Below are 14,060 nucleotides of genomic sequence, written 5' to 3' on the forward strand. Positions count from 1 at the left end.
CCCAAATGGGGAATGCTCTGACGTTCAGCAACTGCCATTGTTGAGAGGGGCATCCATTTGTCTATCGCAGGGTCCGCGGGGGACGTTGACGGCAGTTTTCAATGCGAGATGATACTATGGCCAGAATGCTCTGGATTTCCATTCCGTTCCTGCTTGCCACCACAGCCTGCTCCTCAAGCAACGGTCTGAATGCAACGCAGACAAGCCTTCCGCCTCCGGACACAACTTATACGGCAAGGAAGGCAGAGTTCCGGGCAGGACCGTTCGATGAAGTCCAGATTCGTGTCAGAGACATGAGCGACCTGAACGGTACCTACTACCTCAATCTGGACGGACGCACCAAGCTGCCCATGCTCGGTGACATGGACTTTGCCGGGCAGACATCCTTTGAAATCGCAGCGCAAATCGAGGAAAGGCTGTCTGCTACCTACTTGCAGTCTCCGGACGTTGTCGTCTCCCTTAAACCGGCCTTTATCGAACAGGTCACGGTGGAGGGCGCCATCAGGAAGCCGGGGACATATGACGCCAAGCCTGGCCTGACCCTGCTTGAAACAATTGCCTTGAGCGGCGGGGCGTCCGAGACAGCCAATCAGAGACGGGCCATCATTGTACGTACAATCGATGGTCAGAGACAGATGGCCGCATTCGATCTCATTGCCATCCGGGAAGGTTCAGCCGCCGACCCGCTGATCTATGGCAATGACCTCATCATCGTCGATGGATCACGTGTCCGAAGCGTGTTCCTTGATATCGTGCGGACCAGCCCCATTATCGCGGTCTTCCGTCCCCTCTTCTAGCTTAAATCAAGTAGAGTCATGGCCCCTGGCACACCTAATTCCGAACTCCCGGCACGTCCACCGGGTGGCGCCGCCCTGACCGGAAACCGGCCTCTCGATATCTCGCCCGATATCCTCGCGCGAGAAGCCGACTGGCAGGATGAGAGCGATGTAAATATCCGGCAGCTGTTCAACACGATCTTCAAGCGCAAATGGATGATCCTCGGCATTGTCTTTCTGGGTCTGGCGATCGGGTACATCAACACTCTGAGAACCCAGCCCCTTTACCGCGCAAGCGCTACGATTGAGATTGCCAAGGAATCTGCGCGCATTCTCGATCAGGGCATGGCGGAGCCGCAGATCATTGCAGACGACGAGTTTATGGCAACTCAGTCTACATTGCTAAAGAGCCGGGAACTGGCTGCGAGGACTGCCGAGAGCTTGAGCCTCACCGACCGTCCCGAATATGCCGACCCGTCGCTGCCTGGGGCCCTCCGTGCCGAGGCGGCCACCAACCGGATCCTCTCCCGGCTCAGGATCGTTCCGGAAGGCAGATCGCGGATATTGCGCATCGAATATATTTCCACTGATCCGCTCGATGCTGCCCGTGTTGCCAATGCGCTGGTGGAGAACTTCATAGAATCCAGCCTTGAGCGGCGCTACAACACCACCGCCTATGCCCGCCATTTCGTTGAAGACCGGTTGATCGCCGCGCGCCAGGCACTGGAAGATGCCGAAGCCAGCCTCACCGAATACGCCGCGCGCGAAGGCTTCATCGAACTTGGAAACGACACTTCCATTTATGCCTTGGACGGATCAACCGTCATCAGCCTCAATCAGCAACTTGCAGATGCCCAGGGACAGCGGATTGCCGCTTATGAAAAGTTTGCTCAGGCAAGCGCCAATCCCAGCAGCATCGAAATCGAAAGTAGTCAGGAACTAAAGAAGCTCCGGGAGCACCGGTTCAACTTGCAGACCGAATATGAGAACAAGCTGCTGATATACCGACCGGAATATCCGGATGTCATGAAGCTCCGTCAGCAGATTGAACTGGTGGATGCCGAAATCATTGCCGAACGTGCCCGGATTGTCTCGGGGCTTGAATCCAACTACCTGGCCGCGCGGGAGAAGGAAGCCTCACTCAGCCAGCGGATCGATGAGCTCAAGGCCCAACTTATTGATCTGCGGGGCCGCAATGTGCAGTACGACATTCTCCAGCGTCAGGTCGATACCAACCGCTCTCAATATGAAGCCTTACTGACGCGCCTCAAGGAGTTGACGGCCGCAGAAGGGATCGGCGCCAGCCAGATCTCGATCGTCGATCGCGCGACACCCCCGGGCAATCCCTACGAACCGCGCCTGCATCGCTCCCTGCTTCTGGCGGGGACAATTGCGCTTCTTCTGGGATGTGGCCTCGCCTTCCTTCTCAATTATATGGACGACACCATCCGCGTTCCGGAGGAGCTTGCTGACAAGCTCGGCTTGCCCATCCTGGGCATCGTGCCGTCGGCCAGAGGGAAGGCAGACTTGATCACCGAGCTGCTGAAGGATGCGCGAAATCCTCTGGCAGAAGGGTTCTTCTCCATACGTGCCAACCTCCTGTTCAGCACCAGCGCAGGTGTGCCACGAAGCATTGCCCTCACGAGCAACAGCTCCGGCGAAGGAAAGTCGACCTGTTGCGTAGGCATCGCTTTGGCCTTTGCCCGCTCAGACTACCGTGTCCTGATCATTGATGCAGACATGCGCCGGCCTTCTTTCGCCACTGACAGTGAAACTTCGGTCGGGCTCTCCGGCCTGCTGGCCTCCAATGCCACACTGCCCTCCCAGATTGTTACGGGTGAAGAGGAAAACCTCTTCCTTCTTCCCGCTGGACGTGTTCCGCCAAATCCGGCGGAACTTCTGTCCAGTCAGAAACTGTTCGACATCCTGAACGAGAGCCGCCAATCCTTTGATCTCGTTATCGTCGACTGCCCGCCCGTGCTTGGATTTGCTGATAGCCCGATCCTTGCAAATGCCTGTGATGCCACAGTGTTTGTGGTGCAGGCCGGCCGGGCACGCCGGACTGCCATCCTGCGCTCGCTCGACCGTTTGAAATCCACCAGCGCCCGGATCACGGGCGCCATCCTCACCAAATTCGATGCGCGCAAGGTGGGGTATGACTATGATTACTACTACACCACCTATGGCCCTGGCGCCTTCGATTACGCCCCTTCCACCCGCGGCTCCCGCCGGCGCGTGCGTGAGATAGGCTGGTTCAAGACGCGCCAGAACGGAACCGGGGCCCCGCCTGCCGATGCTGACTAAGCGGCTCGCCCTTGCTGCTTCAGCGTTTATTCTGGCGCTGGTATCGGTCCATTTTGCCCTGTTTTCCAGCCCCCGCATGGCCGAGCTGAGACAGAGCGCACGCCAACTGCCCCCATCAGGGCCCGCCAATGCGCAGGATACGGATCGTCTCGTCGCCCTTGCGGCTGCCGAGCCTCTGGATACCGGTCCCTATATCGCCCTCGCCATATCCGTTGCAGGGACAGAGCAAGCCAGCCGGCTGGCAGATGCCATCCAGTTGCGCAATCCCCGTAGCCGGTCCGCTTGGCTTATCCGGCTGGATATCGCCCAGAGCCGGCAGGATGTGCCCGGCCTGCTGACCGCGCTCACGCGCCTCTACGTCCTCGATCCGGCCCGGCGCAGCATCTATCTGGACCTGATCACCCAGATCGGAGCGGAGCCAGCCCATGCCGGCGCATTTCTCCCTGCCCTCTCTCAGCAGCCGGCCTGGGGGCGGGAAGTGGCGGACCGGCTTTTGGAGACGCCGGTAAACACCCGTCACCTCGCCGCCATTCTCACGCATTTTCCCAGCCGGCAAAGCCGTCTCCTCAACCGGCTGATAGCCGGGGGCGCCTGGGATCAGGCCTACATCATCTTCCTGTCCTTCGTACCGCCGGAAATGCGGACCGCGCTGACCACCCCTGTCGATGGCGAGTTCCGCGGGCTGGACCTGCCCTCGCCTTTCAGCTGGACGACCAATCGCTCTCAAACACGGCTTGAGCCGGAGGGCGGCCTGGCCGTCCGGTTCGCCGGCCGCAGCAACACCTGGCTTGCCTGGCAGATTCTGGCCCTGTCTCCCGGGTCCTATATACTTACCTCGGAACTCTCCGGAAGCAGCACCCCTGACGGCGGATACCTCAGATGGGAGATACGTTGCGCCACGGGCCCAAGCCTGCAGCGCCTCAACATCCAGGACCTGTCATCGGCGACCCGGCACCATTCGGTCCCCGTAAACATTCCGCAGACTGATTGCCCCTATCAGCGCCTCAGCCTCAGCGGGATAGGAGGCACGTTCCCTGCGCCCCTGCAAGCCGTCATTTCCCGCGTGACCGTCACGCGAGATCCTCCCGCCGCCCGGTTGCCGTGAAACCTGCCCTCTCTCTTCTCGCATTTGTTCCTGCAGCGGCGTATCTGGCGCTCTGCCTGGTCTTTGGCGGCGCGAGCGGAGCCACACCCTGGCCTCCGGTCTGGTTTGGCTATACCGGTCTTGTCCTGGTACTGCTCCTGTCATTTCCGGGCTTTGCCTTACGCTGGTCAGATGCCATCTCTGGCCCTTTCCTGGTCTTGCTTCTCTTTGCGGCTCTGGCAGCTCTGCAGCTGATCCCTCTGCCGGCCGATCTCTGGTCTGCGCTGGCTGTTAGAGAGCGGCTTCTGCAAGGCTTTGACCTTCTCGGCGCGGCCCCGCCGGATCGCCTGCCCCTCACCCTTTCGCCGGAAGCCACCTTCGATAGCCTCCTCCGGCTGTTTCCGGCGATGGCAATACTGCTCCTTCTCGTTCCGGTGACCCGCCGATCCGCCATCCTGCGGCTGGTCTGGTTCATCGTCATCGCGGGCACCGCCGCCAGCGTGGCCGGTCTGCTGCAGCTGGCGGCGCCTGAACTGACCCTTCCGGATATTCACCAGCTCGGCCCGCCCCGCACCGCTTCAGGCCTGTTTGCCAACCAGAACCATCAAGCGACCCTCCTGCTGGTCTGTATGCCGATGGCCGCCGCGCTGGCGAGCCTCCAAGCAACCGACAGGGATGAGGGCGATGCCAATACCGGGCGCCGCTTTGTGCTGCTGGCGGCCATTCTCCTCCTGGCTGCTGGCGTATGGGCCACCGGATCGCGGGCGGGCCTGGCGCTGCTTCTTCCTGTCATAATCCTGTGCTTTCCTGTCGCGCACGGCATCGACCCGCTACTTGGCGGCCCGGCCGAACTGCTGGGATATGGCGGCGGCGCCCTGAAGCAAGTTCCCGCCACGCGCCGGACGCGGGTGTGCGGCCGACAGCTCTACGTCTTCAGCCAAGCGCATCTGCTGGGCATCCCCGGCGCGCTGGACGCCGCACATCAGGTCTTCAGCTATCTGACCACGAAGTTGTGGATGGGCCCGGACAGAGGCTGGTGCCGCACCGCGAGCGCTGAAGGATTACCTCTCGACCTCACCCCCGACCTCTACGATTTCGCATTCTGCCTTTATGGCCTGGCCTGGTATCTTGAAGCCTCGGGAAGACAGATCGCTCTGGAGTATGTCAACCAGACGCTGAACCTTGTGGAAATTCTCTTCCGGCATGGATCGGAACCGGGATTCCACAACACTTTTCCGCCCACTCTTCCCCGGCAGCAGAACCCGCATATGCATCTGCTCGAAGCGGTCCTGAAACTTCAAACCGTCGCCCCCGCCCGCCGTCACATCCGTATTGCGCGTGAACTGACGGATTTGTTCATGCAGCGCCTCTACCAGCCCCAGCTGAAAGCCCTCCCCGAATTATTCACCGATGGCCTCCAGCCAATCGCCGAAGCTTCCGGCGCCATACGGATTGAGCCGGGACATCATTTCGAATGGGCCTGGATTCTGGCGCAGCATCAGCTTCTGACAGGGGAAGATCATTCGGGCCTCATCCGTGATCTGGTGCTGACCGCCGAAGCGCTGGGCGTCTGCCCGACCTCCGGCCTCACCCTGAACGCCATCGACCATACGGGAAAACAGCTCGACACCCATTCGCGAACCTGGCCAAACACGGAGCGGATCAAGGGCTGGCTCGGACTTTACGAGGTTACCGGAACATCCCCCTGGCCCCAGGTCGAAAGCGCCTGCAGCGCGCTCTTCCGGTTCCATCTGGGCCCATGCGTGCCGGAAGGCCTGTGGGTGGACGCCTTTACCCTGGACGGAAGACTCCAGACCGCCACAACCCCCGCCTCAACCTTCTACCATATCCTGCTGGCCTTCTGCGAAATCCTCCGGCTGGCTCCGGAATAGCCCCTCCCATTCCCCCCGCGTCACCCCTCGCCGCGCCGCGCCTGCCTGCTAAACTCCCCGCCCAACGGAGGAGACACCCATGCTGAAAGAGAAATACGAAGCCTTCAAGGTCACCATCGAGGACAAGGTCGCCCACATCCAGATGTCGCGCCCCGAGGCGATGAACACGATGAACAAGGCGTTCTGGAACGAACTGCCAGAGATCGTCCGCACGATCGACAATAACGCCCTCGCCCGTGTCATCGTCATCTCGTCCACGGGAAAGCATTTCTCCGCCGGCATGGACACGTCCGTGTTCACCAGCCCCCGCCCCGCCGCCGAGCATGACCGCTATGTGATGGCCGAGGCCTTCCGGCTGAATGTCAAGGCCATCCAGCAATCCTTCAACTGCCTGGAAGACGCCCGCGTGCCCGTCCTCTTTGCCTGCCATGGCGCGGTCATCGGCGGCGCCATCGACATGATCACGGCCGGCGACATCCGCTGGTGCACCCGGGACGCCTATTTCTGCATCATGGAGATCAACATCGCCATGACCGCAGACGTTGGCACCTTCCCACGTCTCCAGCGCTACATTCCCGAAGGCTGGGTCAAGGAACTTGCCTATACCGGCCGGAAGATCGACGCGGCGAAGGCCAAGGAAATCGGCCTCGTCAACGACATCTACGACACACATGAAGAGCTCGTTGCAGGTGTCCTGGCCACTGCGCGCGAAATCGCCTCGAAAAATCCCCTCGCCGTCACCGGCTCGAAAGTCCTCATCAATTACGGGCGCGACCACACCACCGCCGAAACGCTGGACTATATCGGCCTCTGGAACACCGCGATGTTCCCCCCGCCGCATATGGCCGAGGCCTTCGCCGCCCGCGCCGAAAAGCGCGAGCCGGTCTACCCGGACCTCGCGCCCATCCGCACCGAGCCGATGTAACGAGGAAGCCCCTCACCTCCCATTGCTTTGCAATGGGCCCCTCCTCTTCCACTTCGCGGGAGAGGGGTTGGGACTTCGCCGCCAGCACAACGCCAAACCCCTCTCCTCCGGGAGAGGAGGGGCCCGCGCGCAAAGCGCGTGGGAGGTGAGGGCCTACCCCTTCACCACCTCGAAATCCGTCCAGTCCGGATGCCGGGTTTCCTTCTTGTAGTCCGTGGTCTTGCCATACCAGTTATTGGTCACCTTGCCGGCCTCGTTCTTGTACCAACTATGGCAGTCTGACGCCCACACGGTCTTGGCAATCTCGCTCTGCACACGAACATTATACGCCGTCATCGCAGACGGCGTCACGTCAATGGCCGCCACGCCCTTCTCGGCAATCTTGTCGATGCACTGGATCATGTAGTGGATCTGGTGCTCCACCATCAGGATGATGGAGTTATGCCCCAGATTGGTATTGGGGCCATACAGCATGAAGAAGTTCGGGAAGCCGGAAACCGCCAGTCCCTTGAAGGCTTCGGCGCCATCCTTCCAGGCCTGGTTGAGGCTGAGGCCGCCCCGGCCATAAACCTCCATCGGCGTGAGAAACTCGGTCGACTGGAAGCCGGTCGCCCAGATGATCACATCGCATTTATATTCCTGGCCATCCTCGCCGATCACACCCTCGGGCGTCACTGCCCTGATGCCCTGGCGCAGCACCTCGACATTCGGCTGGCAGAGCGCCGGATAATAATCGTCCGAGATCAGAATACGTTTGCAGCCCGGCTCGAAATCCGGCGTCAACTTCTCCCGCAGAACAGGGTCTTTCACCTGATCCTCAAGATGCTTCTCGCACATCTTCTTCATCGAATTGGCCAGTCCCATGGGTGACTTCTGCAGAAATGCGCCAAAGCCGAAATCGGCAAAGGCCCGGATGCGCCAGCGATACCAGTTGATCCGCCAATCTGCGCCCGCAAAATATTTCTTCGCTTTCGCATCATACGCCCGCTGCCCGCGCGGACGGCACCAGGCCGGCGAGCGCTGGAAGCTCAGCATCTTGCCGACCACCTTCTGGATCTCCGGCACAAACTGCACCGCACTCGGACCATTTCCGATCACGGCGACGGTCTTGCCCTTCAGGTCCACCGAATGGTCCCACCGCGCCGAATGGAAGGCGGCGCCCTTGAAAGTGTCGAGACCGGGGAAATTGGGCGTATACGGAATATTCAGCTGGCCAAGGCCGGAGATCAGCACATCAGCCGTATACGTCTTCCCTGCCCTGTCGGTCAGTGTCCAGGTGTTGGCCGCATCGTTCCAGCGGCAATCGGTGATCTCGGTATTGAAGCGGCAATGCCGGCGCACATCATACTTGTCGGCAAAGTCCTCGAAATATTTGAGGATCTGCGGCTGGAGGGACCATTTGTAATCCCAGTCAGGGTTCAGTTCGAAAGAATAGGAATAAAGGTGGCTGGGCACATCGCACCCGCATCCCGGATAGGTGTTGTCCCGCCAGGTGCCGCCCACGCCTTCGGATTTCTCGAAAATGTCGATAACGCTATAGCCCGCCTCCTTCAGCTTGGCCGCCGCGCCGAGCCCGCTCATGCCCGCGCCGAGTATCGCAATCCGTGTCGTGCTCTTGCTGACGGTCGTATCCATCGCCTGCAAATCCTCCCATTGGCTGCGTGATTTCACGCATAATTACCGGCAGGATTGCTGGGCGCTGACCGGGCCGTCAACAGGTGCCCGCGGGGCAGGCCTTACAGATGCCGCGCATCAATCTTGTGCTTGCTCGGCCCACGCCAGGCACGAATTGCCTCAACCTGTCTGGTCGTAAGCCCTTCGATGTCAGATCAATCCCAGGAGCGGGGATATGAATTTGATAGCGGATGAAATCATGCGAATAGTATCCGACACGCCTTCAACCCGCTTCAAGTCTTCGCGCAAGCGTGTTGTTCGCTTGTGGATGTCTTCCAGTGTCTTTCGCCCCGCCTGATTCAGTTCAACCAGTCTGAGGCGCAGGATAGTGGTAATCGCATTTTCGATTTCCTGAAGCGCCTTCATTCTCTTCTTGTTGTCGGCTGGCGACAGGCTGGCGGGGTCAATGTAAAGCAGCTCATCCTCAGCGATGAGTAGCGCATCAATACACTCAGCGTAGACAAGTCTCATAGTATGTCCCCCTCACTCCGCCAGTTTTCTGATCGCTTCATTCAAGCGTGAAGAACGATCAAGGACTTCAATGGCAAGTTCGGGATCATCAGCGCCCAGCAGCAACTCAGCCCAGAGTTCCTGCATCTTACGGGCATCCTCGCTTGCTTTCTGCAGCAGGGCTATCTCGTTGCTGTAGACCAAGTGATCCCGGCGACTGGCGATCCACGCCTTTCTGTCGGATATCGTCAGCGCTCGAAGGGGCTTCTCAACCTTCTCAGCATACGCTGATCTCCGTTCGGACTTGGTGAATGATCTCGCTGTAGAAGCATAGAATTTAAGCACTTCCCCTTGCCAGGCCAGCGCATTCCCGATCACTTCCTTATCGCGCTTGAGAACATCTCCGAGAACTTTCCCCTTATAGGCATCAGCCACCAGACCACCAATCTGACCCGCAGCGTCAACCTTGGAATCTGACAAGAGTTTATTCTTCGAAATACTCTCCGTTAGCGTATTTATGGCCCCGGCGAGCCCTCCGAAAGCGTCTTGTCCGGCGGCGGCAGAATCATACTTCGCAAGTAATTTTAGGCCACGGAAATACTCAGAAAGCAGGCGCGACTGCGCCCGGACATCAGCGTTTAGCTGATTGGTTTGGGCAATTTCCTGATCCTGAGCAGCAAGATGCTCCTGTAAGTCCTTTATCGACTTATCCGGCTCACCTTCGCAGTCATCTAGCAAAGGAGTTTCGTTGGCGGAGCATTGCGCCTTGATGGCGAGCACGGAATCATATTGTGCGAGGATGTTCCGGCTACTATGATCGACATGCTGAGCTTCGACATACTCCGACAACGCAGAAACGCTGTTGCCATAAGCAATTCCCGCGTCAGCAAAAGTGGAGAGATTGTCCGAACGCGCAGAGGTTATACAGGCGCCTAGCATTGTTGCCATCAGCATAACGGACGGAACAACACCCCAGCGTGACACTCGGATTTTCATGCCTTCCCCCCAAAGGAAGCCTGCTGATGTCCAATCCCCAGCATAGGTAAAACGCATAGCATAGAATTCCATGCAATCCTAAGGGGTATTTTTCCGTCGCCACCGAGGCTGGAGAAGGAATGAAAACCGGAAGGAAAATGGTGGGCGATGACGGGCTCGAACCGCCGACATCCTGCGTGTAAAGCAGGCGCTCTACCAACTGAGCTAATCGCCCCACCGAGACGCCCTCTTAGCCGGGAGCATGCCCGGAAGGCAAGTGCGGTTTGCGGCTCTGGTTTGCTCCCTCCCCGAACGACTGCTGGCTGAAACTTTGCCGGAAAAATCCGTTTCTGATGGGGGAGAGTCTAACCGCTGGGAAAGACTGGCGGATAAGGACGGCTGGGCGGCGGCGGGATGGCCGGCGGGGCCGAGGTTTCAGGCCGCCGAGGGGCGTGGATAAGGGCGCGCCTTTCCCCCTTACAGGGCCGGACAGGCGCGGACACTTCCTGGACAATTCCGGACAGTTTTGGACAATTCCGGACAAAACCGGACAGGTTGGGGACAGTTTCTGCCATTGACGGCGCCCCTCTCCCGCACGCGGGAGCGGGGCGCACGTTTGCTTCAGACAGGCCTTACTCTGCCGTCAGGCCCTGAGGCTCGCCCACAACGAAGAAGCTGTAGCGGCCGGGCGCCAGATAGGTGGCGGCGGCGCGGTTTACGTCTTCGAGGGTGACGGCCTCGATCAGGGCATTGCGGCGGTCGAAATAGTCGACGCCCAGATCATCCTGACGGACGGACATGATGTTGCCCGCGATCTTGGCGTTGGAGTCAAAGCCGAGCGGGTAGGACCCGATCAGATAGGCCTTGGCATCGGAGAGCTCTGCCTCCGTGACGCCGCCTTCGATGAACTTCTGCATCTCCTCGCGAATGCCGGTAATGAAATCGCCGGCGCTCTCATTCTTCGTCTGCCCGCCACCCGACCAGACGGTGAAGGAGGGGTTGGGGTCGATGCTGGAGCTGACGCCGTAAGTGAGGCCCTTATCGACGCGGAGGGTCTTCATCAGCCGGCTTTCAAAGCCGCCGCCGCCGAAGGTGTAGTTCAGCACATAGGCGGGGAAATAGTCCGGGTTTGCCCGGTCCATGGCCGGGCCGATGAAGCGCACAAGGCTCTGCGGCTGGGGCAGCGGCACGATGACCGGATCGGCAGCGGCCAGATCCGGCAGGGTGACCGGGGCAACCGCCGGGATCTCGCTTGTCTCCGGCAGGGCGGCGACGGCGGTGTCGATCAGCGGGGCAAGCTCGTCCGGAGTGATGTTGCCGACGGCGGTGACGAGCATTCCCTCCTTGCGCATCAGGGCGCGCATATGGCTGCGGGCCAGTTCCGGCGTGAGCGCAGCAAGGCTTTCAGGCGTCACTTCCCGCGCGAAGGGATGATCGGGATAGAGCGCCTGCGACTGGGCACGCCAGGCGAGATAGCCCGCCGAGGTTTCGCGTGTCTTCAGGCTGACTTCCTGCTCCCGCAGGAAGCGCTGGAACGGGCCCTCATCATAGCGGGGCGCCGTCAACGCGCTGGCGACCAGCGCCATCGAGGCGGGCGCGTTCTCTGACAGCATGGTGGCCGAACAGCTGGTCCACTCAGTGCCGTTGGAGCAGCCAAAGCTCATGTTCAGCTCTTCCATGGCCGTCTGAAAGGCGAGCGAATCGAGATCGCCGGCGCCTTCATTCATGCCGTAGACGACTGCCTGGCCGAGGCCTTCCAGGCCATCCGGATCAGCCACCGAGCCGCCGCGCCAGGCCATCTGTACCGAGACGATCGGGATCGACGGTTCCGTCACCAGCCAGACCGAAACGCCGCCGGGGGTGGTGAACTGCTGGATGTCGACAAAGTCGCCATCATAGACATCGACGGCGAGCGCGGGCGCGGCCGGGGCAGCATCGAGGGTTGCCTGCGGCGCAGGCGTGCCGGCGCAGGCGGTAATCAGAAGCGCGGCAGCCGCGCCGGAGAAAAGCCGGAGTTTCAACATCAGAGGTCTCCTTCGGCCGGCAGAAGATGGGAGGTGATATAATTCTTGTCGGCGCCGAAGACGGCGCGCACGGCGGCCAGGGCCTGCTCGGGCGTGACCTGCCGCACCTCGTCGGGATAGGCGGCGATCTCTTCCAGCGTGAAACCAAGCGCGAGATTGGCGCCATAATGGTTGGCCATCGAGGACTGGCTGTCCTGCTGGTAGATGGCGGTGGCGGCCAGCTTGTTTCGCGCGCGGACGACTTCGGCTTCGGTGAAGCCATCAGCGAGGATCTTCTCGATCTCGGCCATCACGGCAGCGTCCAGATCTTCCAGGCTGACGCCGCTGACCGGCGTGCCATAGATCACAGCCGGGCCTTCATCATGCAGGGTGGTCCAGGCGAAGGTGGCGATATTGATGGCCAGCTTCTGCTGCTCCACCAGCGACTGGTAAAGCCGGCTGGTCATGCCGCCGCCGAGCACTTCAAGGCCGACCTCCAGCGCAAGGGCGGTTTCCGGATCGCGTTTGAAGGACGTGCCCAGATAATAGCGGCTCCAGACGGGCTGGCGCACCTTGGGATCGGAATGGGTGATCAGCCTGGTCTCGGCAAGCGGGGCGACGGGCTGCCATTTGCGGGCGCTATGGGCCTCGCCGGTGGGCTGGATGGGGCCGTAATGCTCCTCGGCCAGGACGCGGACATCCTCTTCGGTGACATCCCCGGCGACCACCAGGATGGCGTTCTCCGGGCTGTAATATTCCTTGTAGAAGTCGAGGCCGTCCTGCGGGCTGAGCGCGGCGACTTCATCCATCAGGCCGATAACCGTGATTTCGTAGGGGTGGCCCTTCCAGAACTCGTTGAGCACCATTTCCTGAAGCAGCGCGCCGGGATTGTTCTCGATCCGCTGACGGCGCTCTTCCTTCACCACATCGCGCTCGGAGATGAACGGGCCTTTGGGGTCGTCATTGATGATGAGGTTCACCATCCGCTCGGCCTCAAGCTCCATCATCTTGCCGAGCTGGTCTTTATGCACCCGCTCGAAATAGGCGGTGTAGTCCCAGGAGGTGAAAGCGTTGAGCTGGCCACCGGAACGCTGGACGATGGAGGTGAACTCCTCCGGGCCGATATTCTTGGTCTGCTTGAACATCACATGCTCAAACAGGTGGGCGATGCCGGACTTGCCGGGCGCCTCATCGGCGGCGCCGACCTTGTACCACACCATATGCGTGACGACCGGGGCGCGGTGATCGGGCACCACCACGACCTGCATGCCATTGTCGAGCGTGAAGCTGGACGGCGTGTTGGGCGCGGTGGCCGGCTCGGCTGAAGCGCCAGCAACTGCAAAGGCAAGGAGCCCTGCAGCGACGAGTATCCGTTTCATGGGGTAGCTCCGGTCTGGAGGGGCAGGAAAATGGGGGCGCGCGGCCCCCATCAGATGTCTGTTGTGGCCTCAGGTGCCCGGCAGCTTGATACGGCGGCCCCCGCCGGCCTGCTCGATCGTCACCGCCTGATCGCCGGTGGCATTGTCGGTGGCGGCAGAGGCGGCGTCTTCCGGATTGGATTTGCGCCAGAAGAGGATGCGATCAGCAATCGTGGGCGATTTGCGGATGGCTTTGGTCTCTTCCCAATCGACCTGGGCGCGGATGGAGGGGCTGACCGCATTGGCGCCAGCCGCTGCCACGAGGGCGCGTTCCGAAGCGCTGGCCTGCGTACCGAGAGCAGACCCGAACGCCGCCGTGCCGCCGCTGGTGGCCGCTTCGACCTCTGCCGGGATCGTGGTGCCGGACGCAGGGGGGCGCAGGCTGTAATTCGGCGGGATGGAGAGCGGCGGCTTGGTGACCACGCGAAACTCGTCGGGAGTGGTCGTGCCGGCATTGCCGGTAGACGAGCAGGCCGCTGTGACACCCAGAGCGAGGCCGGCGGCGAGGAGCGGGAGGGTCTTTTTCATGTGACTTTACGAGATCCGCTTGAACTGGAGT

11 protein-coding genes and 1 tRNA gene are annotated in these 14,060 nt (G+C 60.8%); 5 read left to right on the forward strand and 7 right to left on the reverse strand.

From position 1 onward, the window contains the following. Nucleotides 1-116: 116 nt before the first annotated feature. From ACQKI2_RS12985 to ACQKI2_RS13005, 5 genes are all read left to right on the forward strand, one after another. A complete protein-coding gene (locus ACQKI2_RS12985) occupies nucleotides 117-797 on the forward strand; it encodes a polysaccharide biosynthesis/export family protein (protein WP_427380089.1) in 681 nt (226 codons plus the stop codon). Nucleotides 798-815: 18 nt separating this feature from the next. Continuing rightward, nucleotides 816-3,080 (forward strand): GumC family protein, encoded by a 2,265-nt coding sequence (locus ACQKI2_RS12990; RefSeq protein WP_427380090.1) that lies wholly within the window; start codon nucleotides 816-818, stop codon nucleotides 3,078-3,080. Beyond that, nucleotides 3,070-4,185 (forward strand): hypothetical protein, encoded by a 1,116-nt coding sequence (locus tag ACQKI2_RS12995; protein WP_427380091.1) that lies wholly within the window; start codon nucleotides 3,070-3,072, stop codon nucleotides 4,183-4,185. The genes ACQKI2_RS12990 and ACQKI2_RS12995 overlap by 11 nt, the downstream gene beginning before the upstream one ends. Then, nucleotides 4,182-6,056 carry an AGE family epimerase/isomerase gene (locus ACQKI2_RS13000; protein ID WP_427380092.1) on the forward strand — a complete coding sequence of 625 codons (1,875 nt, stop codon included), beginning with the start codon at nucleotides 4,182-4,184 and terminating at the stop codon, nucleotides 6,054-6,056. Before ACQKI2_RS12995 ends, ACQKI2_RS13000 begins: the two co-directional genes overlap by 4 nt. 79 nt (nucleotides 6,057-6,135) lie before the next feature. Then, complete coding sequence (locus tag ACQKI2_RS13005) at nucleotides 6,136-6,981, forward strand: crotonase/enoyl-CoA hydratase family protein (protein WP_427380093.1); 846 nt, start codon at nucleotides 6,136-6,138, stop codon at nucleotides 6,979-6,981. A 153-nt stretch (nucleotides 6,982-7,134) separates the two neighbouring features. Here ACQKI2_RS13005 and ACQKI2_RS13010 read toward each other — a convergent pair whose 3' ends face one another. The 7 genes from ACQKI2_RS13010 to ACQKI2_RS13040 form a co-directional block, all read right to left on the reverse strand. Then, the gene (locus tag ACQKI2_RS13010) at nucleotides 7,135-8,616 is read right to left on the reverse strand and encodes a flavin-containing monooxygenase (RefSeq protein WP_427380094.1); all 1,482 of its coding nucleotides are present in this window, start codon (nucleotides 8,614-8,616) and stop codon (nucleotides 7,135-7,137) included. A 189-nt stretch (nucleotides 8,617-8,805) separates the two neighbouring features. Continuing rightward, complete coding sequence (locus tag ACQKI2_RS13015; RefSeq protein ID WP_427380095.1) at nucleotides 8,806-9,126, reverse strand: hypothetical protein; 321 nt, start codon at nucleotides 9,124-9,126, stop codon at nucleotides 8,806-8,808. A gap of 12 nt (nucleotides 9,127-9,138) precedes the next feature. Beyond that, nucleotides 9,139-10,173: a hypothetical protein gene (locus tag ACQKI2_RS13020; RefSeq protein ID WP_427380096.1), complete on the reverse strand. Its 1,035-nt coding sequence runs from the start codon at nucleotides 10,171-10,173 to the stop codon at nucleotides 9,139-9,141. Nucleotides 10,174-10,239: 66 nt separating this feature from the next. After that, nucleotides 10,240-10,315: transfer RNA gene (locus tag ACQKI2_RS13025), tRNA-Val, on the reverse strand. 397 nt (nucleotides 10,316-10,712) lie between these two features. Continuing rightward, the gene (locus tag ACQKI2_RS13030) at nucleotides 10,713-12,104 is read right to left on the reverse strand and encodes a M16 family metallopeptidase (protein WP_427380097.1); all 1,392 of its coding nucleotides are present in this window, start codon (nucleotides 12,102-12,104) and stop codon (nucleotides 10,713-10,715) included. Beyond that, a complete protein-coding gene (locus ACQKI2_RS13035) occupies nucleotides 12,104-13,462 on the reverse strand; it encodes a M16 family metallopeptidase (RefSeq protein ID WP_427380098.1) in 1,359 nt (452 codons plus the stop codon). The genes ACQKI2_RS13030 and ACQKI2_RS13035 overlap by 1 nt, the downstream gene beginning before the upstream one ends. Before the next feature lie 69 nt (nucleotides 13,463-13,531). Continuing rightward, nucleotides 13,532-14,029, reverse strand: coding sequence for a DUF3035 domain-containing protein (locus ACQKI2_RS13040; RefSeq protein ID WP_427380099.1), 498 nt, complete (start codon nucleotides 14,027-14,029; stop codon nucleotides 13,532-13,534). Between the last annotated feature and the right edge of the window lie 31 nt (nucleotides 14,030-14,060).

The organism is Hyphomonas sp. NPDC076881 (assembly GCF_050269995.1).
Lineage (GTDB): Bacteria > Pseudomonadota > Alphaproteobacteria > Caulobacterales > Hyphomonadaceae > Hyphomonas.

What these genes read in the sequence shown, in the direction of transcription:
- ACQKI2_RS12985 (WP_427380089.1), top strand. Translation starts at nt 117, where the DNA reads ATGGCCAGAATGCTCTGGATTTCCATTCCGTTCCTGCTTGCCACCACA.
- ACQKI2_RS12990 (WP_427380090.1), top strand. Translation starts at nt 816, where the DNA reads ATGGCCCCTGGCACACCTAATTCCGAACTCCCGGCACGTCCACCGGGT.
- ACQKI2_RS12995 (WP_427380091.1), top strand. Translation starts at nt 3,070, where the DNA reads ATGCTGACTAAGCGGCTCGCCCTTGCTGCTTCAGCGTTTATTCTGGCG.
- ACQKI2_RS13005 (WP_427380093.1), top strand. Translation starts at nt 6,136, where the DNA reads ATGCTGAAAGAGAAATACGAAGCCTTCAAGGTCACCATCGAGGACAAG.
- ACQKI2_RS13010 (WP_427380094.1), bottom strand. Translation starts at nt 8,616, where the DNA reads ATGGATACGACCGTCAGCAAGAGCACGACACGGATTGCGATACTCGGC.
- ACQKI2_RS13015 (WP_427380095.1), bottom strand. Translation starts at nt 9,126, where the DNA reads ATGAGACTTGTCTACGCTGAGTGTATTGATGCGCTACTCATCGCTGAG.
- ACQKI2_RS13020 (WP_427380096.1), bottom strand. Translation starts at nt 10,173, where the DNA reads ATGGAATTCTATGCTATGCGTTTTACCTATGCTGGGGATTGGACATCA.
- ACQKI2_RS13030 (WP_427380097.1), bottom strand. Translation starts at nt 12,104, where the DNA reads ATGTTGAAACTCCGGCTTTTCTCCGGCGCGGCTGCCGCGCTTCTGATT.
- ACQKI2_RS13035 (WP_427380098.1), bottom strand. Translation starts at nt 13,462, where the DNA reads ATGAAACGGATACTCGTCGCTGCAGGGCTCCTTGCCTTTGCAGTTGCT.
- ACQKI2_RS13040 (WP_427380099.1), bottom strand. Translation starts at nt 14,029, where the DNA reads ATGAAAAAGACCCTCCCGCTCCTCGCCGCCGGCCTCGCTCTGGGTGTC.